19 protein-coding genes are annotated in these 21945 nt (G+C 66.0%); 9 read left to right on the forward strand and 10 right to left on the reverse strand.

Annotated elements, in window-relative coordinates; genetic code table 11:
* Position 1: 1 nt before the first annotated feature.
* The 3 genes from rpe to KF724_05945 all read right to left on the reverse strand — a co-directional run bounded on the left by rpe (position 2) and on the right by KF724_05945 (position 3167).
* Positions 2-691: a ribulose-phosphate 3-epimerase gene (rpe, locus tag KF724_05935; protein ID MBX3355219.1), complete on the reverse strand. Its 690-nt coding sequence runs from the start codon at positions 689-691 to the stop codon at positions 2-4.
* A gap of 79 nt (positions 692-770) precedes the next feature.
* A complete protein-coding gene (locus KF724_05940) occupies positions 771-1871 on the reverse strand; it encodes a TlpA family protein disulfide reductase (protein MBX3355220.1) in 1101 nt (366 codons plus the stop codon).
* A gap of 81 nt (positions 1872-1952) precedes the next feature.
* Complete coding sequence (locus tag KF724_05945; GenBank protein ID MBX3355221.1) at positions 1953-3167, reverse strand: phosphoglycerate kinase; 1215 nt, start codon at positions 3165-3167, stop codon at positions 1953-1955.
* On the opposite strand from KF724_05945, the gene miaA reads away from it, so the two are divergent.
* Both miaA and KF724_05955 read left to right on the forward strand, forming a co-directional pair.
* The gene (gene miaA, locus KF724_05950; GenBank protein ID MBX3355222.1) at positions 3151-4185 is read left to right on the forward strand and encodes a tRNA (adenosine(37)-N6)-dimethylallyltransferase MiaA; all 1035 of its coding nucleotides are present in this window, start codon (positions 3151-3153) and stop codon (positions 4183-4185) included. The two genes, KF724_05945 and miaA, sit on opposite strands and share 17 nt — an antisense overlap.
* An 83-nt stretch (positions 4186-4268) precedes the next feature.
* Positions 4269-7058 carry a topoisomerase DNA-binding C4 zinc finger domain-containing protein gene (locus tag KF724_05955; GenBank protein ID MBX3355223.1) on the forward strand — a complete coding sequence of 930 codons (2790 nt, stop codon included), beginning with the start codon at positions 4269-4271 and terminating at the stop codon, positions 7056-7058.
* A 41-nt stretch (positions 7059-7099) separates the two neighbouring features.
* On the opposite strand, the gene KF724_05960 is transcribed toward KF724_05955, so the two are convergent.
* Positions 7100-7384, reverse strand: a complete 285-nt coding sequence (locus KF724_05960; protein MBX3355224.1) for a hypothetical protein — start codon at positions 7382-7384, stop codon at positions 7100-7102.
* Between the two features lie 92 nt (positions 7385-7476).
* Positions 7477-8856 carry an MFS transporter gene (locus KF724_05965; protein MBX3355225.1) on the reverse strand — a complete coding sequence of 460 codons (1380 nt, stop codon included), beginning with the start codon at positions 8854-8856 and terminating at the stop codon, positions 7477-7479.
* On the opposite strand from KF724_05965, the gene KF724_05970 reads away from it, so the two are divergent.
* The 5 genes from KF724_05970 (at position 8840) to KF724_05990 (ending at position 13072) form a co-directional block, all read left to right on the forward strand.
* Positions 8840-9046 (forward strand): hypothetical protein, encoded by a 207-nt coding sequence (locus tag KF724_05970; GenBank protein ID MBX3355226.1) that lies wholly within the window; start codon positions 8840-8842, stop codon positions 9044-9046. The genes KF724_05965 and KF724_05970 overlap by 17 nt on opposite strands.
* 66 nt (positions 9047-9112) lie before the next feature.
* Positions 9113-10366, forward strand: coding sequence for a flavodoxin-dependent (E)-4-hydroxy-3-methylbut-2-enyl-diphosphate synthase (ispG, locus tag KF724_05975; protein ID MBX3355227.1), 1254 nt, complete (start codon positions 9113-9115; stop codon positions 10364-10366).
* Between the two features lie 165 nt (positions 10367-10531).
* On the forward strand, positions 10532-11503 hold the full coding sequence (locus KF724_05980) for a prepilin-type N-terminal cleavage/methylation domain-containing protein (protein ID MBX3355228.1): 972 nt from the start codon (positions 10532-10534) through the stop codon (positions 11501-11503).
* Positions 11504-11507: 4 nt separating this feature from the next.
* A complete protein-coding gene (locus tag KF724_05985) occupies positions 11508-12140 on the forward strand; it encodes a paraquat-inducible protein A (protein MBX3355229.1) in 633 nt (210 codons plus the stop codon).
* Entirely contained in the window at positions 12137-13072 is a 936-nt protein-coding gene (locus KF724_05990; GenBank protein ID MBX3355230.1) for an MCE family protein, read from the forward strand. Before KF724_05985 ends, KF724_05990 begins: the two co-directional genes overlap by 4 nt.
* A gap of 38 nt (positions 13073-13110) precedes the next feature.
* Here KF724_05990 and KF724_05995 read toward each other — a convergent pair whose 3' ends face one another.
* Genes KF724_05995 through KF724_06005 form a run of 3 tightly spaced genes read right to left on the reverse strand, consistent with a single transcriptional unit; the run spans position 13111 to position 16968 of the window.
* Positions 13111-14880, reverse strand: coding sequence for a SpoIIE family protein phosphatase (locus KF724_05995; GenBank protein MBX3355231.1), 1770 nt, complete (start codon positions 14878-14880; stop codon positions 13111-13113).
* On the reverse strand, positions 14877-16229 hold the full coding sequence (locus tag KF724_06000) for a type II secretion system protein GspG (protein MBX3355232.1): 1353 nt from the start codon (positions 16227-16229) through the stop codon (positions 14877-14879). The genes KF724_05995 and KF724_06000 overlap by 4 nt, the downstream gene beginning before the upstream one ends.
* A 58-nt stretch (positions 16230-16287) precedes the next feature.
* Positions 16288-16968, reverse strand: coding sequence for a MotA/TolQ/ExbB proton channel family protein (locus KF724_06005; GenBank protein MBX3355233.1), 681 nt, complete (start codon positions 16966-16968; stop codon positions 16288-16290).
* Between the two features lie 53 nt (positions 16969-17021).
* Between KF724_06005 and KF724_06010 the strand changes: the two genes are divergently transcribed.
* Entirely contained in the window at positions 17022-17906 is an 885-nt protein-coding gene (locus tag KF724_06010) for a polyprenyl synthetase family protein (GenBank protein MBX3355234.1), read from the forward strand.
* Positions 17907-18003: 97 nt separating this feature from the next.
* Positions 18004-19995 (forward strand): 1-deoxy-D-xylulose-5-phosphate synthase, encoded by a 1992-nt coding sequence (gene dxs / locus KF724_06015; protein MBX3355235.1) that lies wholly within the window; start codon positions 18004-18006, stop codon positions 19993-19995.
* A 160-nt stretch (positions 19996-20155) separates the two neighbouring features.
* On the opposite strand, the gene KF724_06020 is transcribed toward dxs, so the two are convergent.
* Together KF724_06020 and KF724_06025 are read right to left on the reverse strand one after the other, a co-directional pair.
* On the reverse strand, positions 20156-21295 hold the full coding sequence (locus tag KF724_06020) for a hypothetical protein (protein MBX3355236.1): 1140 nt from the start codon (positions 21293-21295) through the stop codon (positions 20156-20158).
* 10 nt (positions 21296-21305) lie between these two features.
* Complete coding sequence (locus KF724_06025; GenBank protein ID MBX3355237.1) at positions 21306-21914, reverse strand: hypothetical protein; 609 nt, start codon at positions 21912-21914, stop codon at positions 21306-21308.
* Positions 21915-21945: the final 31 nt, after the last annotated feature.

Raw genomic sequence — 21945 nt, forward strand, 5'->3', positions numbered from 1 at the left:
GTCAGACGCGGATCGTACCGCCCCCCGAGCCTCGGAGCGAAGCGATCGCTCCGGCATAGTCCCTTGAGCCGAAGAGCGCGCTCGCGCTGACGAGGACATCGCAGCCGGCTTCGACGCAGGCATGCGCGGTAGCCGGCGAGACGCCTCCGTCGATCTCGACCCGAACCCGAGTTCCGAGGCGTGCCCGAACGGCGCGAACCTTGTCGAGCACCGAGCTGATGAACTTCTGACCGGAGAACCCGGGGTGCACGCTCATGATGAGCACGAGATCGAAGCGATCAAGGAGCGGCCACGCGCTCTCGATCGGCGTGTCCGGATTGAGCGCAAGGCCGGCGCTCATGCCGAGTCGATGCGCCTGCTCCGCCAGCGCCGCATGATCGCCCTTCGCTTCAAGGTGCACGGTGCAGTGGTTTGCCCCTGCCTCAGCGAACGGCTTGAGAAAGGCGCCGGGGTCCTCGACCATCAGGTGCACATCGATCATGGTCGACGGCACCGCGCGACGCACCGCGGCGCAGATGGCAGGACCCATCGAGAGGTTCGGCACGAAGTGGCCATCCATGACATCCACATGGATCGCATCGGCCCCAGCCTGAACGACGGCCAGACACTCATCGCCCAGTCGTGTGAAGTCCGCCGAAAGCACACTCGCCGCCACCAGGGGGCCTGATGGCGGCGAGCGAAAGGTCGTCATGGTCGGCGTCACACTTCCGGTGGCGGGCGAGGGAGTCACGCGTGAGGTCGCTGCCGAATCCGCAAGGTGAAGGTCTCTCTCACTCGGAGAAGAGCTTGGCCTGATCGCGTCGCGCCTTCATGCGCTGATACTCGTCAAGGCGTCGCTTCATTTCAGGCTTTTCGTCGACGGGCGCACCGAGGAACGCTGTGGTCTGGACTTCCACGGCCTGATCGAGTTCTCCGCGGGTCGCGTGCACGAGGGCCACGGCCGCGAGCCCGGGCGCTTGCATGGCGCCTGAGGCGCGCTTCATCTGCTCGGCGAACACCATCGCCGAATCGAGATCCCGGGTGCTGATCCGCGGGTCCTTGCAGAGGGCGTCAACGACGATGCCGAGGGAGTACGGGTCGGTCGCAATCCCCGGGAACATCCGGCGGAGGTACGCCTTCGCCTCGGCCTCATTCTTCTCCTGCTCGAGCGTCATCACATAGCGCTCGACGATCAACCACCCGAAGAGCGGAGGATCGACCTCCACACCCTTGTCCAAGTGCATGTACGCCTCGCGCCAGTTGCGGAGGTTTGCGGCCCGCTTCGCGGCTTCGAGCGCCTCGAAGCCCTTGGGAGTCAGAATCGGGTCGTACTTGTTGGCGATGGCCAAATCCACAATCTTCTCGAATCGATCGTCGTGGGGGTTGCCGATCCAGAGGACTCGACCGCCGCGTCCGATGACGAAGGTGCATGGAATGCCGGAGCGCCCTGCCGCCTCCATGTAGCGTCGCTTGGCATCCTGAGCCGTGTCGACCGCGACTCGGTACGACATTGCCGCCCCCTGCTGCTTCACGAAGTTGCGAACACCGGTCACATTCTCCTGCATCGCCGTCCCTCGCTCGTCGGCGGCAACGCCCACCACACTGAACGCCGGGCTCTGATACTTGCGATAGATGCGGTTCAGGTGCGGAATCGCGCGCCGGCATGGACCACACCAGGTCGCCCAGAACTCGATCACATGCACGCCGACATTGAGGTTCGGCTTCTCGCCCTGCACCCAGTCGGTGATGCCATCCAGCGGCGGCGCGGCGTCACCGAGCTTCAACTTCTTGTCCTGCTGCGGAGCAGCTTCGACCGCGGTTCCGACCCCGGCGATCGAAACAAGGACGAGTGCGGCAGCGAGCGAGATGCGGGCGAGAACACTCTGTGTCATGGAAGATCTCCGATCTGTTGGTCCACTATACCGCGGCACTTCCCACGGGATTCAACTCCTTCGACTCCGGAGGCGGTCCGATCAGGCGTCTTCCAGGGCATCAAGGCTCTCGAAGTGCTTGCCTTCGAGCATTTCGAGACTTGCCCCACCCCCGGTCGAGATGTGGCTCAACTGCTCCGCCACCCCCGCCGCCTCGACGGCCGCCGCCGTGTCACCGCCGCCGGCAATGGTCGTAGCACCGCGCCGAGTGGCTTCGGCAACGGCCTTGGCGATGGCATTGGTCCCGCGATTGAACGGTGGTGTTTCAAAGACGCCCATTGGCCCGTTCCAGACGATGGTCTTCGCCTTGAGCAGGTGGCTGGCAAACGCCTCCTCGGACGCGGGACCGATGTCGAGGCCCATCAAGTCTCCAGGAATGTCACCGCAGACTGTGCGTGTCACCGCCGACGGCGCAAGCTCCGCCGCACAGACATGGTCAAGCGGCAGGATGATCTGGGTGCCCTTCTCCGCGGCAAGGGCGAGAATGGCCTTCGCGTCATCGACCATCTCCGATTGGACGCGGCTTCGACCCATCGAGTGCCCTTGCGCGAGGAGGAAGGTGTATGCCATCGCGCCTCCCACGATGATCGACTCCACGCGCCCGATCAGGTTCTTCAACGCGGGCAGCTTGTCGGAGACCTTCGCGCCACCGAGGATCGCGACGAATGGTCGCGCCGGGTTGGCGAGGGTCTCCGAGAGGTAGATCAGTTCACGAGCGAGCAGAAGTCCCGCGACACGATGACGGGGCTTCATGGCCATCGGCAGCGCAAGCATGCTCGCGTCGGTGCGGTGACTGGCGCCGAAGGCATCGTTGCAGTAGATCGTTCCGTAGCCCGCGAGCTTGGCGGCGAAGGCGGGGTCTCCCTTCTTCTCGCCCTTCTCGAAACGGAGGTTCTCAAGGAGGAGCACCTCGCCCGGCTTCAGTGCCGCCGCTGCCGCCGCCGCTTCGGGATCGGTGGGGACCTTGCCGACGAGCTTCACTCCGCCTCGAGCCTTCGATCCGAGGAGTTCTTCGAGCTTCTTCCGGACCGGCTCGATCGAGGAGTCCGCCTCGAAGCCCTTGCCCTCGGGTCGGCCGAGGTGGCTCGCGGCGATGATGCTGCCGCCGCGGGAAAGAACGCTCTCGAGGGTCGGGAGCGTCAGGCGAATGCGCCGATCGTCCGTGATTTCCCGACCATCCAGGGGGACATTGAAGTCCGCCCGCACGAAGACTCGCTGGTCCGCCACTTCCACGCTGTCGATGGTGCGCTTTGCCACGGGATTCCTCGAGGGGGAATATACGCGGGTGAGCACGCCGCGCCGATCGAGCGACGCCCAGGAACCCTTCAACGGCCCGACGCTCCTGCTCGCCGGCCCGACCGCAGGGGGAAAGACCGCACTCGCGCTCGCCATTGCGCGGCGCGTTCGCAACATCGAGATCGTCTCCGCCGACAGCATGCAGGTCTATCGGGGCATGGACATCGGAACGGCGAAGCCGACACCCGAGGAGCGCTCAGTTGCGCCGCACCATCTCATCGACTGCGCCAATCCACACGAGGGTGAGTTCACCATGGCGCAGTGGCTTCGCGGCGCTCGGGAGGCGATCGACTCGGCCCACGCGCGCGGCGCGGCGGTGATCGTGGTCGGCGGCACGAATCTCTATGTGCGGGCACTTCTTGAGGGCGTCGTCCAGGCACCTGAGGTCGATCCAACACTTCGACAGGAGCTCGAGTCGCTGCCGACGGCAGAGGCCCGGGCGCGCCTTGAAGCGATCGACCCGGAAGCGGCGGCGCGGATTCACTCGAACGACCGACGACGCACGCTGCGGGCGCTCGAACTGCATCGACTGACCGGAAAGGCGCCTTCGGTCCTTCGCACGCAGTGGAGCGACACTCCGCGTCCCCTGCCCGAGGGCCTCTCGCTCGTCGGGCTCGAGTGGCCGGTTGACGCGATCAACCGGCGCATCAATGAGCGCGTCCGGACCATGCTGAAGCGCGGGCTCGTCGAGGAAGTGCGGGCGCTCCTGGCCAAGGGCCCTCTCACGCGGCAGGCGATTGAGGCGGTCGGCTACCGGGAGATGGCCGAGCACCTTGCCGGTCGAGTCACGCTGGAAGAGGCGACTGAAGAGACGAAGATCCGCTCCCGTCGCTTGGGAAAGCAGCAACGCACCTGGCTTCGGCGCTTTCGGCTGATCCCGAACACCCTCTGGCTCGATGGAGAAATGGGACCCGAAGCTCTGGTGGAACGGGTCCTTGGTTATTGGCCGCTCAAAGGATTCACCTTGACGGAGCGATGAGCCGATCGCTTCAATCCGCCCCCCGGAGAGGCGTCTCGTCCTGAAGCGACCCCGCCAATCCCGGTTGTTCGCCGAACCTCATCATGGCTGCACGGAAGAAAACCTCGTCGAAAGCCGCGAAGGACCCAGCCTTGCGCCGGGGCCGTGCGGACACCGCGGCGGGAGTGGCCGAGGCGGGCGATCCGCCGGTGGCTTCCGTGCGAGGCCGCAAGCTCGTCATCGTCGAGAGCCCGGCCAAGGCGAAGACCATCAACAAGTATCTGGGCGGCGACTTCGTGGTGAAGGCGTCCGTGGGTCACATTCGAGACCTGCCGGGCAAGGCGCCCAAGGGATCGAAGCAGCCGGTCCCCGGTGTTGACCTCGAAAACGACTTCGAACCCGAGTACCAGGTCCTTCCCGAGAAGCAGAAGATTGCGACCGAACTCCGCAAGGCGGCGCGGGAAGCAAGTGAAATCTGGTTCGCGACCGACCTTGACCGCGAAGGCGAGGCGATCGCGTGGCACCTCGCCGAACTGCTCGGAGTCAAGGCGGAGCAGGCGAAGCGCGTGGTCTTCAATGCGATCACGAAGGATGAGATTCGCCGCGCGTTCGAACACCCAAGGCAGATCGACCTCGACAAGGTCAATGCTCAGCAGGCGCGGCGCATTCTCGATCGGATCGTGGGCTACCAGGTCTCGCCGCTCCTCTGGAAGAAGGTGGCGCGAGGCACAAGCGCCGGTCGCGTGCAGAGCGTGGCGCTGCGATTGATCGTCGAGCGCGAGCGGGAGATCCGCGCGTTCATTCCTGACGAGCGCTGGCAGATCGATGCGGAGATGACCTTTGGGCTCGACCTCGCCTCAAAGCTCGGGCCGGAGTGGGAGCGCTTCCAGTCCACGCCCGATGCGCGCGGACGAGTACCGAATCGCGCCGCGCGGCTCAAGTGGCTCTCCGAGCACAAGGCGCTCGAATGCGAACTGGTTGAGTTGAACGGCGAGAAGTTCGAGATCGGCGCAACCGCCCTCGAGTCGGTTGGGGTTGCTACGAGCGACGGATCGGGACTTGCGCCAGGTGCGGCCGCCGGCCGAGAGCCCCTCGACCTGACGGCTGCGGTCATGAAGGCCGCCGAGGCGACCGGGCTCGTCGACATCTCGGTCGAGTCGAAGCCCGACCCGGAGGGCAAGGGGCCCGCGTCAATCGTGCGGACGGTTCGCGGCCGGATCGGTCCGGGTGTGCGCTACACCGTCGAATCGATCGAGCGCAAGCGCACCACCAGTCGGCCCTACCCGCCGTTCATCACGAGCTCACTCCAGATCGGCGCGAGCTCCGTGCTCGGCTTCCACACCGACCGCACGATGGCGCTCGCGCAGCAGCTTTATCAGGGCGTCGCCATTCCCGGCGAGGGTCCTGTGGCGCTCATCACCTACATGCGCACCGATTCGACGCACCTCTCGGGTGAGGCGATCGGCATGGCGCGCGACCACATCGGCCGCGCGTTCGGCACCAAGTACCTGCCGGAGAAGCCCAACTTCTTCGGTTCGAGCAACAAGGCGGCGCAGGAAGCACACGAAGCCATCCGCCCCACCGATGTCACGCGCACGCCCGCGTCGCTGCGCGGCAAGCTCTCGGAGGAGCAGTGGAAGCTCTACGACCTCATCTGGCGGCGCTTCGTCGCCTGCCAGATGGTGAATGCCGAATGGGACTCAACGAGCGTCACCCTGCGCCGCAGCGATGAGGGTGCACCGAAGCCCGCGAGCAAGGCGCCGCTCTTCAAGGCGAGTGGCCGACAGCTTGCGTTCGATGGCTTCTACAAGGCCTTCGGCGAGCCCGAGTCCGCCGATGATCCGGTGCTTCCAGCCGAGCTCAAGGAAGGCGCCGCGCTCGCTCCCTTCTCGATCGAGCCGATCCAGAAGTTCACGAATCCGCCGCCGCGATTCACCGAGGCGAGCCTCGTCAAGAAGCTCGAGGAGGAAGGCATCGGCCGACCCTCGACCTACGCCTCGATCATCAACACGATCGAGCGCCAGAAGTATGTGGAGCAGGTCGATCGCCGCTTCCATGCCACCGATCGCGGCATGGTCGTCTCGGACAAGCTCGTCCAGGGCTTCCCCGACCTCATGGATGTCGGCTACACGCGCGAGATGGAGAAGCAGCTCGACCTGATCGAGGAGGAGCACATCTCGTGGCAGAAGATGCTGCGGGATTTCTACGGACCTTTCCGGGAGGCGCTCGATCACGCCGACGAGCGCATGACCCACGCCAAGGCGGAGCTCGTGCCCGCCATCTACGCCTGCCCCAAGTGCGGCAGCCGCACGGCGTATCGCTTCGGCAAGAACGGTCGCTTCCTCTCCTGCACCGCGTATCCCGAGTGCGACTTCGCCAGCCCGATCGACCGCGACGGGCGGCCCCAGCTCACGCAGAAGATCGATCTCCTCTGCCCCGTCGACGGCTCACCGATGGTGCTGCGCACCGGACGCTTCGGCGACTTCCTGACCAGCGAGAACCCGAAGACCAAGTTCGTCCTGAATCTGGACAAGAAGAAGCGCACGCTCAAGTTCCCGGCGCCGCCTCCGTTGGTCACGGACCTCAAGTGCACCAAGTGCGATGCGGCGTTGAACCTGCGGGAAGGCAAGCGCGGGCCGTGGCTCGGCTGTTCGCGCTTCCCCAAGTGTCGCGGGCGCGAGCCGTGGGCGAAGGTCGACGATGCGACGAAGAAGAAGCTCGAAGCCTCGCTCGCTGAAGCGGTCAGGCGCTTCGAACCGCTGAAGCTTACGCGGCTGGACGGCAAGACTCCGGTGGCCAACGGCACGCCGCTTGACGACCTCATGCTTCCCGGCGAGCAGCTTGAGCTGGCGGTTCATCCCGACGCGCAGCGCGAACTCCGCAAGGCGGGGTGAGCCCGCCGAATGACCACCGCCGCTCGCCGTCGCTCGGACCGTCAACCGTCCCCGGTTCCTCGATCGATCGCCTCGACATCGGCTGTCGCGCTCATTGCTCCATGGTGCCCCACGGCGTATCCACCGACAATGACATACTCAACGCGATGAGCGTTGAACAGCGTCAGCGGATCGCGAAAGTCGGGGTAGATGTCCATGCTCGTGCCTGCGAAGTCGTTCGATCTGGGCCATGCGCTCGGAGGAAGGCCTGGAGAGCCAGTACTGCAGATCGCGCTTCGCCAGCGAGCGATCTGCAGAGAGCCCTTGAAGACGACCTTCTCGATCATGGGTGATTGGTACGAAGGTTCCTCAGGTCGGGCGCTCCGGGGAGATTCGAGCATCAAACAACGCGACAGAGGCGCGGACGCACGGGGCTCTCTCACCGACGCTCGGCTGCGGCGGCGCCAGCCGCTCCCCTGCTCCTTGATGGATAGAAGGCCAGCAGCAGCACCAGGCAGCCGAGCGCGATCCACATCGGCACGGTGAAGAGACGCGTGTAGTTCATCACGCGCGCCGGGCTTCCATCAGCGTTCAGCACCGCCCGGCCCGCGGCGTCGAGCACGGGATCCATGGCGTAGTTGCCCACGACCGCCGTGGCGAAGTAGCTGCCCACGATGATGCCGATCCCGATGAAGACGAGGTTGTAGAGATTCTGCGCGGTCGCTCGCACATCGGCGGTGGTGTTCTCATCGACCACCATGAACGCAATGAAGATGAAGCAGCCGAAGCAGAGGCCATGCAGCGCCACGCCGAAGATCACCGGCCCAAGCTCGGGCGCGTAGGCGAAGATGGCCATGCGCGCCGCATACGCGCAGAGGCCCACCGCCAGCAGCCATTTCCTCGCCACCTTCGGTGCGACGAGCGGCATGAGCGCGAGCACCGCGATCTCCGTCATCTGCCCGATGGTCATCAATCCACCGCCGCCGACGCCGAGAATCTGATTGACGGCTGCGGCAAAGCGATCGGCCCCGAGGCTGTTCGCCGCATTCTGGACCTTGCCGACGAAGTCGCTGGTGAAGATGAAATAGAACTGGTGGATCATGCTCACCGGGATCGAGATGAGGAAGAGCGTGATCAATGGCTGAAGGCGGATCTCACGGAACGCCTCGGCAAAGGCGAGCTTCTCCTTCGCCTTCCGTGCGGGCGGCGTATGCGGTAGCGTCAGGCAATAGAGCGACATCACGAAACCGAGCACCGCGCTCAACTGGAAGGCGATGGCACGACCTGCGTTCTGGGCAGATGCCACGCTCGCCTCGAAGGCCGCCCGCGCCTCGGGTGACTCGAAGCCGCCGGCCGGAGCCGCAGGCGTGTGCCAGCGCAGGAGCACCTGTCCCACCAGAATGCCCGCCGCGATCCAGCCGATCGTTCCCCAGAGTCGCACGGGACCGAAGTCGCGATCACGGTTCTTCAGGTGCGCGAACGCGAGCGAGTTCGTCAGCGCCAAGGTCGGCGCGTAGACGAATCCGTAGAGCGCGCTCAGCAGCAGGAAGACATTGAAGGTCTCAACATAGGCCAGTGAGAGGACGAGTATCGCGCCCACGAAGTGACTCGCCGCGAGCAGCTTCTCCGTGGAGAAGTTGCGATCGGCGAGCTGGCCCGCGATGAACGGCCCGAAGATGGCGCCGAGCGCACCGGCCGAGAGGCAGAGCCCCGTCTGTTCCAGCGTGAACCCTCTGTGCCCGAGCAGGAAGGGATAAAGGATCGGAAGCCACGCCCCCCAGATGGCGTACTGGAGGAACATCATGGCGCTCAGGCGCATGCCCAAGATCGCGGGCGCGTCCGACGGTGAGCCGCTGGATCCGGCTGAAGCGAAGTGTGCAGGCGTCTGTTCTGACCCCATCGAGTGCCTCCTTGATGAGCGGCGGCGAGAATACGGCGCGGCGGGGGCGAGTGCGTTGCCCGTCGAGCGCTCGAGTCACACCGGACTGGCGAGCGCTCCCATCACCTGAGGGCTTCGGCCTTCGATCGGCGAGCGCGTCCGGGTCCCGGTCAGCGCCCGCGTAGAATCCCCAAGCATGCAACCACGACGCATCACGCGCCAGGTCTCGGTCGGCGACTCCCGGGTCGGCATCGTGAAGATCGGAGGCGACGCCCCCATCGCCGTCCAGACGATGACCGCCGGCTACACGCACGAGATCGACGCCTGTGTCGCGGAGATCGAGCGCTATCGCGAGGCCGGCGCCGACATCGTCCGGGTGGCCGTCCCCGAGCGAAAGGACACCGACGCCCTGCGGGAGATCATCAAGCAGGTCCGCATCCCCATCGTGGCCGATGTCCACTTCCACTACCAGCGAGCCCTTGAAGCGGTCGAGGTGGGCGTTCACAAGATCCGCCTGAACCCCGGCAACATCAGCGACCGCGAGCAGGTCAACAAGGTGATCGACGCCTGCAAGGAGCGCGGCATCCCCATCCGGATCGGCGTCAACGAAGGCTCGATCATCGAGCGCAAGGACAAGCAGCGCCGCGCCGCGGAGCTCGGCATGTACTTCCAGGGGCACAAGTCGGGCCACCTGCTGGCGCTCATGATCGCGAAGCTCGAGGAGTACTTGGAGATCTTCGACGCTCGCAACTTCCATGACATCGTGATCAGCGCCAAGTCGATGGACGCGACGCTCGTGATCGACGCGTACACTGAGATTTCCAAGCGATTCGACTACCCCCTGCACCTCGGCGTCACCCACGCCGGACCGAAGTCGACCGGCGCGATCCGTTCGGTGGTCGCGCTCGGCTCGCTCATCGCCAACGGCATCGGCGACACGGTGCGCATTTCCTATGCAAGCGACCACATCGACGAGGTGAAGGATGCGCTCGAGCTCCTCTACTGCCTCGACAAGCGCACGCGCCGCGGCGTCGACCTCATTGCATGCCCCACCTGCGGCCGCATCCAGGTCGACCTCTTCACACTGGTCAAGGAAGTGGAGCGGACCCTCGAGCGCGAGATCACGCTTCCGATCAAGGTGGCGGTCATGGGCTGCGTGGTGAACGGTCCCGGCGAGGCCGAGGGTGCCGATGTCGCCGTCTTTGCAGGCGACCGTCGCGGCATCATCTATGTGCAGGGCCAGCGGGTCGCGAATGTTCCCGAGGAGGAGATCCTCCCCAAGCTCCTTGAAGAGTGCCGCAAGTTCCAGGATCGAGTGAACCGAGGCGAGGCGAAACTGGGCGAGAAGGTCGTCGAGATCGTGCCACCGGACCCGATCGGCGAGCTGGGATCAGGCATCGACAAGATCAAGGCGGGGCTCGTCGAGAAGGTCACCGTCAGCGGGCGTTGAGCACCTGCTCGAGCCCCTTGGGCGGGAACAGCCGCTGGGCTTCCGCACCCGATGTCGAGGGGCCCGTGGCACGCTGCCGAAGGGCTTCATGTCACTTTCGATGCATCTTTCTTGCAGCATGACCCTCGACTGAACCGTATCTTTCCGGAAACCGGAGACCTCCATATGCGGACATTCAAGAACCGACACCCCGGGCAGGCGTCCGGCTTCACGCTGGTTGAGATGCTGGTGGCCATCGCCATCATCACGATTCTCATCGGCCTCCTGCTCACGGGACTTCGCGCCGCACGAGGCAGTGCAAGGGAAACCCAGCAGTTGGCCAACGCTCGTCAGCTCTTTCTCGGGTGGAGCACATACTCGACGCAGTACGACGGCAACTGCCTGCCGGGCTTTCTCGATACCGGGGTGCAGAACTCGTGGAAGGTGCGATACCGGTTGCCGGGTGGTCAGCAGGTCAATCCCGAACTCTCGCAGACCTATGTCTGGCGCCTTGCCGGCTTCCTCGACTTCAACACCGAACTGTTCCTCGGATACCTGAGTCGTTCGGGCGAACTGCTCGCCGAAGGTCGTTTCGACGATGGCTCTCTGCCCTTTGCGCTGCCACCGTCGCTCGTCAATGCGGCGACGCTTCCCGGCGCGGCCGCGGCTCTGCAACCTGAGTTCGGCTACAACGCCTACTACCTCGGTGGATGGTGGGAAACGGTGAGCAATGCACCGACGATGCGCTTCGTGGACGCGAGAAATCCCTCGACGAACGCACGCATCGTGCCGGTGGCTCGCACCATCGCGGCCATCGCCCGCCCAGACCAGATGATCACCTTCTGCGCCAGCGTCTTCTCCGATCCGGGAGTCATCAAGGATGTGCCCGACACCGAGCCCGGCGCCGCCTGGGTAACGCCGCCGTTCCTTGCGCAGACGCCCGTCTGGACCATCGGACCAGGCGGTGACACAACCTCCGTGACCGTGCTCTCACCCGGCGCCGTGCCGCTGAGGCGCTACAACTCGGTGGTCTACGCGACCGCCGACGGCAGCCAGCGCAAGGCGAGCTACAAGGAGCTCTGGGACATGTCGCTCTGGACCAACCGCGCCGACCTGAGCGACCCGGATCGCCTCCAGCCCGTGCACACTGAGAATTGACGCTTTGACTGATCCCGCCACGCGGCGCGGAGAAACTGTGGATGCCTGTCCGCGTTGCGGGCTCGTTCATCGCATTCCGCCCCATGGCGCCGGACGGACACCCTTCTGCGCCCGCTGCGGCGCAGCCATCACCCATCGCCGGGGAAGCCTTGAACGCACCGCGGCGTTGGCGCTCGCCGCGCTGGCGATGTACCTCCCCGCGAATCTCCTTCCGATCCTCTCGATTGAACGCTTCGGAGTCCGGCAGGATGCCACGGTCTGGGAGAGCGTCGTGCAGCTTTATGAGCGCGGAAGTGTCGGCGTGGCCACGGTGGTCTTCATCGCGAGCATGGTCATTCCACTGGCGAAGCTCATCGGCATGTTCTGGCTCTGCGTCGCGGCGACTCACCCGCGCGGGCGCCGCGAGCGGGCCCGACTCCATCGCGTGCTCGACTTCCTTGGCCCATGGGCCATGATCGATGTCTTCCTCGCCGCAGTCATGATCGCGCTCGTCAAGTTCGGTGACCTGGCCGTGGTCCTGCCCGGTCCCGGTCTCATCGCCTACACCGCACTGGTGGTGCTCTCCCTTCTTGCGGCGGCCAGCTTCGATCCGCGTCTGATCTGGCAGAATGCCCCTGTGGTCGAGGCGCAACCATGAGCGACGAAGTGCACGCCACTCGAGCGTCCAGCGAAACCGCTCCGGATGCGCCCCGCCCGATCACGCCACCCTCGCGCCCACCCGACGCATTGCCCGTCGCCGAGCTTCGACCGGCGGGTGGCCTCTCGCCGGTCTGGATCATTCCACTGCTGGCCCTTCTGATTGCAGCCGCGCTCGTCCTTCGCGACTGGCTTTCTCAGGGCCCGCGATTCGAAGTGGTGGTAGCCAGCGCCGATGGTCTCGAAGCGGGCCGCACGCCAGTCAAGAGCGGCGGTGTCGTCATCGGCCGCGTGGTGGAGGTGACGCTGCTGCCGGACGGCCTGCGCCCGATGGCGGTCATCGAGATTCAGCCGTGGGCACGCACCCTGCTGCACGCCGACGCCCGCTTCTGGATCGAGCGGCCCGAAATCTCGCTCCAGGGAATTCGCGGTCTCGGCACGCTCGCCAGCGGTCCCTTTATCGTCTGCCAGCCGGGTCAGAAGGGGGCGGCTCCGCGCCGCTTCGAGGCGCTCGCGCGGCCCCCCGTCGCCGATGAACCAGGCTTGATTGTGCAGCTCCGTGCCCCGCGCCTGAAGGCGCTGCGCCGAGGCTCTCCGATCCTCTTCCGCGACATGCCGATCGGTCAGGTGGTCGACCTCCAGCTCTCGACCGATGCGCGAAGCGCGATCGTCACGGCCCGAATCGAACCGCGCTTCGCGACGCTCGTCCGCGAGCGCTCGCGCTTCTGGAATGCATCGGGCTTCTCGCTCGACCTCGGCATCACGGGCCTCTCCACGCAGGTCGAGAGCGTCGAGAGCGTGCTCGTTGGAGGCATCGGCTTTGCGACTCCCGATCCTCCCGGCGCGCAGGCCGAGTCCGGCGCCATCTTCGATCTCGCCGACAAGGTCGATCCTCGCTGGCTGAACTGGGCCCCGGCGATTCCGCTGCCATAAGAGATGGCTCGCCCTTCGCGCGGCGGGTGCGTCGCCATTCAGGCGAGGTCGATCCCGAGGATCGTCACATCGTCGGCGAAGACATCGCCGCCGGCATGCCCGCGGAGCAGTCGATCCATGCGCTCCACCGCCTCCGACGCCGACGACGAGCCCGCCAGCGCTTCGTGAATGCGGCGTGAACCGAGCATGTCGCCACCATCGGCCGCGCACTGCTCACTCACGCCATCGGTGTAGATGACGAGCCGGTCGCCCCGAAGCAACTCGAAGCGGCTGACGCCGAAGTGGGTCTTCTCCGAGATCCCCAGTGGCGGTCCGCCTTCGGCCTCGATCGTCTCAGCGCGACCGTCTCTCAGCCGCATGACGAGTCCGTGCCCCGCATCCACGCAGGTCCAGGAGCGCACGGAGGGGTCAATCCGTGCGAGAAAGAGCGACGCGAAGTCCGACTCGTCGCGGCGATGGCGGTGCACGAAGCCGTTGAGGCGCGCCATGATCTCCTCAAGCGCCCCGCCATGTTCGATGGCTGCGGCGAGATGGGAGGCGATCATCGACATCACGATGGCCGCATCGACCCCCTTGCCGCGGACATCGCCGACGAAGATCGTCGGTCCATCGGCGTGATCGATGACCCCGGCGATGTCGCCGGCCACGACCAGTCCGGGCTTCGTCATCAGGCGCCAGCGACACCCCCTCGCAACTCCCTCATCACCGGGAAGCAGGCGCTGCTGCGCCCGCCTCGCGAGGGCGAGCTGCTCTTCAAGTTCGCGCTGCCGCGCCTCGGCCGCCATCCGGCGGAGGTTGGCAATCGCGAGTCCGCACACCTTCGCGACCAGATGACAGAAGGTCGCGGCGTCGGCATTGGGCCGGGCCGACCGGCGCTGCGAATCGAGATAGAGATAGGCCTCGATGAGCGGCGGAATGACAACCGGAGCGCAGAGTGCCGCCGCCACACCGGAACTCACGATGCTCTCCGCCTCCCGCCAGGTTGCATGATCTTCCAGCACGACCGGGGCGGCATCGGTGACGGCGCGAAGGAGCGTGCGGCTGACCCTGGCGCTCGGCGCATCGGTGCCGTCACCGGCCATGCGGATCGAGAGCGTGCGAAGGTCGTCGAGATCGCTCGTCCACTTGAGGAACATCGCGCGGGCAAACCCGGTGCCGGTGATGAGCGCTTCGGTCGCGGCTTCGGCCACACCTCGCTCATCACGCGCCGAATGAATCGCCTCGATCGCTTGAAGGAGGAGCGAGAGCCGCCGACTGTTGAGCGCTTCGAGCCTCGCCGGATCGAGTCGTTGGACGACACTCGAGAGGTCTTCCTCGGAGTCGATGGGCGAGCCCGTGAAGGGCGCCTCGCTGTTGAGCGGATCGCTGGCGGCGGCTCCCCTCGAGTCATCGGAGTTCGACACTGGTGCATCATGCGCCTGCGCTGCTCGCCCGGCGTTCGCTTGCACCATCCCGCCCAAGTTGAATCTCAGAGCGAAGGGCCGGACCACGATCGTTCCGGTGGTGGCCGCCGGCACGGGGCGATTCGGAGGAAGCAGGAGACCATCGAGAATGGTGCCGTGACGACTCCCGAGATCCTCCGCGAACCAGCGACCATGGCGCTCGAAGAGGCGCATGTGGCGACGGCTCACCGCATCGTGGGCCAGCCTGATCGTTGAGCTCGCGTCGCGCCCGACGACAATCTCCATGCCACTGCGGAACGGCACGACGCGCGGAGTCGTCTCGCCTTCAACCTGAATGTGGACGGCCTGACTCGATCGCGAGATCGAACCCTCATCGGCCGCGCGCGAGGAGATCGCCTTGCTCACCGCGCCCCCTCTCCGGCACCCATCTCGTTCATGAGTTGAGAGAGCATCCGGCGCATCTCCTCGACCGTGGCTGGATCGAGACCCGCACGCCGGGGATTGAGGGACATCGCGTCAAACCACTCCTCGGAGGCAGGCATCCACCCGGCCGCAGCCAGGCGCCGCTCGAGGTCCGGCATGTGCGCTGCGCCATAGAAGACCGCCACCGACTTCGGCGGCGCCCCTCCGTCGAGGGTGCGCATCAGCGCCTCCCACGCCACATCGTTGCGACGATCGAGGATGACTTCCATGAACCCCGAGGGCATGCCGCGCGAGAGCGTGCTCTCATCGACCGCTGAAAGCGTCTCGATCATGAGGAGCGTCACGAAGGCTCGCACCCGTCCGCCACTCATGGCATCTGCGATTCGGACGAGCGCCACCGCCGCGCCTGCGACCGATGCGACCGCCCCGGCACCACCGACCGCTCCAACGAAGGGGGCGCCATCGACCCCCCGCGTGGCAAGTTCCTCGACAAGCTGGCGCTCATCCATGTCCGCCACGACCCAATGGGGCCGGTGGTAGTCCATCGCATCGAGTTGGAACGCCATGCCGAGCATCGCTGCAAGCTGCGGCTGGAGAGCCTCCTCCCGCGAGCGTGATGCGCGGCGCTCCCGCGGAGTGCGCAGCCGGATGTCCGCATCGGCGTCAATTCCACCGGGCTCGCCATCGGCGCCGAGGCTGAGCAGCAGGAATGCGCCATCATCCCCGGTCTCGACAGAGATCGCTCGCCCCCACGCATCGTTCGCGGCGCCGCGCACCCAGGGTGCGAAGCGACCATCGACCTCATGCGCCCTCGCCAGCGTCTCCTCGATCGTCGGCCACCGATCCTCGCGCCCCGCGCTTCGCTCCGCATCGCGCAGGGCCACCATCACGCTGCGAAGAAAGAGCATCCGGTCGCGCGTGACCTGCACGGGATCGCTTCCGGGCGACGCCGCGGCGCCTCGAGGCATGACGGACTCATAGAGCACCTTGACATGCGCATCGAGGTGGCGTTGCAGCGCTTCGTAGTACGCGCGGGTTCCCAGGTGAGCCACGCCGGTCAGGGTCACTTCCTCGCTTCGATCCGGATGGCGGTAGCGACGCGACACGATGCGGAGCGTCACTTCGCCGTCGGGCTGCTCAGCGCGACGGATGAAGGGTGCGCCGAGGCTCGGGGCATCACTTCCCTTGGGCGACCCCGCCGCTCGCGACGCCACGCTCCCGGCCGGCGTCGCGCGAGCGCCTTCGCTGGCGGAATGGTCATCCTCGCCAAGCGCGAGGTCCACCGCACCCCACGCCAGCGTCGAAGCGACGACCACGGTCGTCAGCAGCATGCCACAACGCCGCCAGCACAACAGTGAAGTCGCCGCGGGCGCCCTCCTGCATGGCGCCTCATCCGGTCGTGCCGGCCAGCGGTCGTCGCGATCGAGCATCGGCATCGTGGTTCCCCTCATTCGACGGTGTGGTTCCAAGCGCGCCCCCCTGCGCTGCGGCAATCAGCGTCTCCATGCGGCCGACCGCTCGATCCGCATGCGTGCGGAAGATCATGTACGGAAGGAGTGTGAGCAGCGCGAGGGACAGTCCCGTCGCGGTCGTCACGAGCGCCTCGGCAATGCCCTGACTCACGCCGCTCATGTCCGCCGTCGCCCGTCCGCCGAGCATCGCGATGCTCTTGCTGATGCCGCTGACCGTGCCGAGAATTCCCAGCAACGGTGCCGCGGTCACGATGGTGCCGAGCGTTCCCAGGAAGCGATCAAAGCGAGGCCGCTCCTCTTCCGAAATGGCGACCGCGTTGGACTCCGTCGGCCCGAGCCGCACCAGTTCCGCAGCCATCTCGGTGTAGGGGTCGAGGCGCTCGGCCCGCATCGCCATGACGCGCTCCCGCTGGCCACGGCGAAGCGCATCGACGAGTCGGGCGAATCGGGCGCGACCCTTGCGGCCGTGCAGAGAGAGCCAGAACCACGCGCGCTCGAGCACAATCGCCACCATCGCGATGCTCATCGCCAAGAGCGGCCACATGACGAAGCCGCCTCGCTGCATGGAACTCAGGAATGACGCCCAGAGATCGGCCACACGCGCATCATACGGAGGCACGAAGAGACGAAGGACTTCGTAGAATCCCGGAAATGTCCGTGGCCCCCGCGCAGCCGATCATTCAATGCGAGTCGGAGTTCCTGGCGCAGATCGAGGCGCACCTGGCGCTCTCCGTCGAGCGCTCCTGCCTCGTTCCCAATCTTCGGGAAGCGGTGCGATACGCCCTGCTCGGCGGGGGCAAGCGCCTGCGCCCCCTGCTTACGCTGGTCTGCGCCGAGGTGGCGGGCGGGCGTCGTGAGGATGCCCTCGATGCGGCATCCGCCGTAGAAATGGTGCACGCCTTCAGCCTGGTGCACGACGATCTTCCCGCGCTGGACAACGACGATCTTCGCCGGGGACGCCCCACGCTTCACATCGCCCGTGGCGAAGCGATGGCCATTCTCGCCGGTGATGCCCTGCTCTCACTTGCGTTCGAAACAGCGGCTCGAAGTCCGCGCCACTCCGATCGCCTCGTGGCGGAATTGGCCTCGGCCACCACGGCCATGATCAACGGCCAGGTCCTTGACACGCTCGGCGGTTTCGATGCCTCCCAGTCGGCGGCGCAGCGCCTTGATCAAGTCCATCGCAACAAGACCGGCGCGCTCATTCGCGCCGCCTGTCGCATGGGCTCGATCGCCGTGTCGGCGCCCGATGAGATCATCGAACAGCTCACGCGCTGGGGCGACACCATCGGCCTCATGTTTCAGGTGGTCGACGACCTCATCGACGAAACGCAGACGGCCGAGCACGCCGGCAAAGCGGTCGGCAAGGATCGCGCCGCGGGAAAGCTCACCTGGCCGGCGGTTCACGGGATCCCGACCACACGGTCCGAAATCGACCGTCTGGCCCGAGAAGCCCACCAAGTGACAGAGCCGCTCGGCGCCGACGCCTCGCACCTTCGCGAGATCACCGATTACCTCGCCACCCGAACCCGTTGAACCCGATCCGACTAGAATCCCCCTTGATCCGGACATCGAATCCGGGACAGGGTGCGCTGGAGCGACCGCACGCTGGTTCGCAGGCTCAAGGATGAACATGACATTGCTTTCAACGATCAAGAGCCCCGCGGACCTGAGGAAGCTGCCGGTCACTGCGCTGCCGGAAGTCGCTGCCGAGATCCGAGCCGCCATCTGCGAGCAGATCAGCCGAAGCGGCGGTCATCTCGCCCCGAACCTCGGCGTGGTGGAACTCACGATCGCCCTTCACTATGTCTTTGACTTCGGTCATGACCGACTGCTCTTCGATGTCGGTCACCAGTGCTATCCCCACAAGCTCCTGACGGGTCGCACCCACCTGCTGCCCAAGCTGCGACAGCGCGGCGGCATGGCGGGCTTCCCCGAGCCTCGTGAGAGCGCCTACGACCTCTTCTCCGTTGGGCACGCCGGCACCGCGATCAGCACCGCCGTCGGCATGGCGCGAGGCGATCTGCTCAACGGCGAGGGATGGTCTCCGGAGCACCCCGAGGGGCGGCGCGTCGTGTCGCTCATCGGCGATGCGAGCATCGTCAATGGCGTGGCGATGGAAGGCCTGAACAACGCCGGCACCCTGAATCGCCAGTTCCTGGTGGTCCTGAATGACAACGGCATGAGCATCGCCAAGCCGCAGGGCGCCGTGGCGGCCTACTTCGACCGCATGCGCGTCTCGCATGGCTACGGCGAGTTCAAGCGCGCGGCGAAGGATCTCGCCTCGCGTCTGCCGGGCGGTGCCATGATCGCCGACCTCTATCACCGCATGGGCGAGATGAGCAAGGCGATGATGAGCGAGGACGCGTGGTTCGAGCACTTCGGACTGCTCACCATCGGCCCCGTCGACGGTCACGACCTGCCGACGCTCATCGGCACCCTCAGCGAAGTGAAGCACTTCGACAAGCCCATGGTCCTGCATGTGAAGACCGTGAAGGGCAAGGGCTTCAAGCCCGCCGAGGGCGACCCCTGCGGCATGCACTCACCGAGCGCCTTCAACATCATCGAGGACGACCTCGAGAGCGAAGGCTGCCGCGTCGAACTCAAGAAGGGCGGACGCTCGTTCACCTCCGCCTTCGGAGAGGCGATGATCGAGTTGATGCGCCGCGATCCGAAGGTCGTGACCTGCACCGCGGCGATGCCCGACGGCACGGGCCTGAACAAGGTGATGCCGCTCTTCCCCGATCGCTGCTGGGATACCGGCATCTGCGAGAGCCACGCCATGGACATGATGGCGGGCCTTGCGAAGACGGGTTGGAAGCCCTTCTTCGCTGTGTACAGCACCTTCCTTCAGAGGGCCTTCGATCAGGCGTTCCAGGAGGTCTCGCTCCAGGGATTGCCGGTTCGCCTCTGCCTCGATCGCGCCGGCCTCGTCGGTGGCGACGGCGCTGTGCACCACGGCTTCTGCGACATCTCGATTCTGGCGACGCTGCCCAAGGCGGTGATCATGGCCGCCATGGACGAGCCGAGCATGAAGGCGGCCCTCGACTTCATGACGACTTACGACGCCGGGCTTTCATCAGTCCGCTATCCGCGCGACTCGGTGAGCACGCTCTTCACTGATCAGCCCTGCCCCGCCTTCGAACTGGGCCGGGCGCGACCATTGATCGAGGTTGATCAGCCCGACCTCGCCGTGCTCGGCTTCGGCGTCATGGCGATTGAAGCGGTCGACGCGGTGCGCGAACTTCGCAATGAGTACGCGGTCAGTGTCTACGACGCCCGCTTCGCGAAGCCCGTCGATGTGGCCCTTCTCAAGTCGCTCCTTGGCAAGGGCGTCCCGATCGTCACCGTGGAAGATCACTCGGTGCGAGGCGGCTTCGGCTCCTGCGTGCTCGAAGCGTGCAATGAGCATGGCCTCGACACTCGACTGGTCACGCGCCTCGGTCTGCCCGATTCGTGGATCTATCAGGGCGAGCGACGCGAGCAGCTCACTGAGGCGGGCCTCGACGCTCCGGCGATCGCCCGAACGATCCGCGCGGTGCTCGATGTGCCGTCAACATCCGCACCGCAGAGTGCTGCCAAGAGCAGCGGACGAAGTCGGCGCACGAAGGTATCCCCCGGCTGACTGACACCGGACATTGGGTTTCGCCGAGGCCCCAGCACAGGCGTTGCACAGCCTCCTTGGAAGACGGAGACTGGCTTCGGAGAAGCCGTCGAGCGACGATTGACGGCCGTGCTACCCAGTTGGAGAGGGCCAAGGGCGGCGAGGATGCTGAGGCGGCCGTTTATTGCGGACGCCCCGGAACCTCGATCGTGCGACAGCGGGCGCCGACGGCGATCCGGGTCGCGTCGCCCACGACCACGCGGGCGCGGCTGAGCCTCTCTTCGACGGCAAAGACTTGCACGAGCGCCGCTTCACCGCCATCCTCGCCGAGCACCGCGCCCGTATCGGGGTCGCGAATCGGCTCGCCCTTGATCATCACCCGAAGGGTGGTGCCAGGCGTCATCGGGCGCCCGCGGCCCTGATTGAGAATGACCACGCCATCCTGCACCGCGGCGACCTTGATTGGATCGATCGCATCGAGAATCGCGTAGGTCTGCGCCATGGCCGCCTGCCTGCTGAAGAACTCAATGGCGCCATCGGGTGAGGCAAGCACGCTTCGCAGTTCGGGACTCTGTCGCGAATCCCAGGTGCGCGTGACGCGCCCCATGCTGACGATCTCACCCGTCGCCACATCGAGCACTCGATAGGCGACCTCGATGCCACCACCGAACTCGAAGGCCACGAAACCGCTCGCGCGGACTTCGACCTTGCGGCACGCCGTGCCCGCGAGGTCGAGCGAAGTCGCCACGACGCGATCGGCCCCAAGCAGTCGGCCGAGCCGCGTGAGCTCGCGCGGGTCGACGCCGGCCGTGCGCTGAAAGTTCTGCTCCTGCATCACTCGATCGATGCGCTCGCGCTCGAGCACCCGGAATCGCTGCGTGGCCACGAACGCTTCGAGCAGGTCCTGCGTGGTGCGGCGTGCGAGGGTGACGCCCTGGCGCTCCTCGGAGCCGCACTCCGCCTCACGCCCCGAAGGCCCGGTGCCGAAGATGTAGCGCGGCAACGACGCCTCGACAGGCAGAATCGCGATGGTGGGCAACTGACCGGACTGCGGCGACGGAGCCTGGCCCGGGAGCGGCGCTGAAGAGTCGCTGGGTGTCGCCGACGGCGCTGACGGCGCCGCCGGAGTCGAGGGCGCAGCCCCGACCGGCGCGGGCGCTTCATCAAAGTTCGGCGGCGGTGGCGGTGACGGCGGCGTCTCCTGCGACGGCGTCGCTCCCTGCGCCGCGTGGCCAAAGAGCATCGGTGAAAGCCCAGCCCCCGAGGCGAGCGAAAGGGCCATCAGAAGAGATCCGAACACTGCGCGTTGGTATCGCACCATGACGCCCTCCTCAGTTGCGGCCGAGTTTGGCGATCGCCTTCGAGGTGTCCTCCCAGATCACTCGTCCGGTGAGGAGATCGGTCACGAAGATGCGAAGCTCATAGGTCCTCTGCCGGGCCCGACCATCGGTCGAATAGACGGAGAGGAACTCGCTGTTGACGGAGATCTGCGGTGCGTCGACAGCCCCCAGCGCCCCGGATTGCTGCACCGTGTTCTGGTTGAACATCGGGTCGTTGGCCAGATCCCTCGCTTCGCGCACGCTTGGGTCGAAGCCCTCGGCCGTCACCAGCGCCGCAGTGAACTGGATCTGCCCGCTGTTGAGCAGCGTGCTGCGGATGCGCGTGTTCACACTGTCGAGAGGCAGGTTCGGGTCGGCCGTCTTGTTGACCGTGTTGTTGTAGCGGGCGAGCACCGGCGGGGAATAGCGTCTGAACGCCGCCGAGGAGAGCATCTTGTTGGTCATGCTCGCGGCGATCTCCTGGGCATCGGAGTAGTCGATCCCCATGCTGGTCACCGCTTCACGGCCGGTCGGATCGATCCGCTTGGGCGGCTGTTCGCACCCGGCAACGAATGCGATCGGCAGGGTGAGAGCCACGAGTGCTTTGCAGGTTGAGTTCATGGTGCGTGTCATGGTTGATGAAAGAGTCGAA

The organism is Phycisphaeraceae bacterium, assembly GCA_019636735.1.
In the GTDB taxonomy this organism is placed as follows: domain Bacteria; phylum Planctomycetota; class Phycisphaerae; order Phycisphaerales; family SM1A02; genus VGXK01.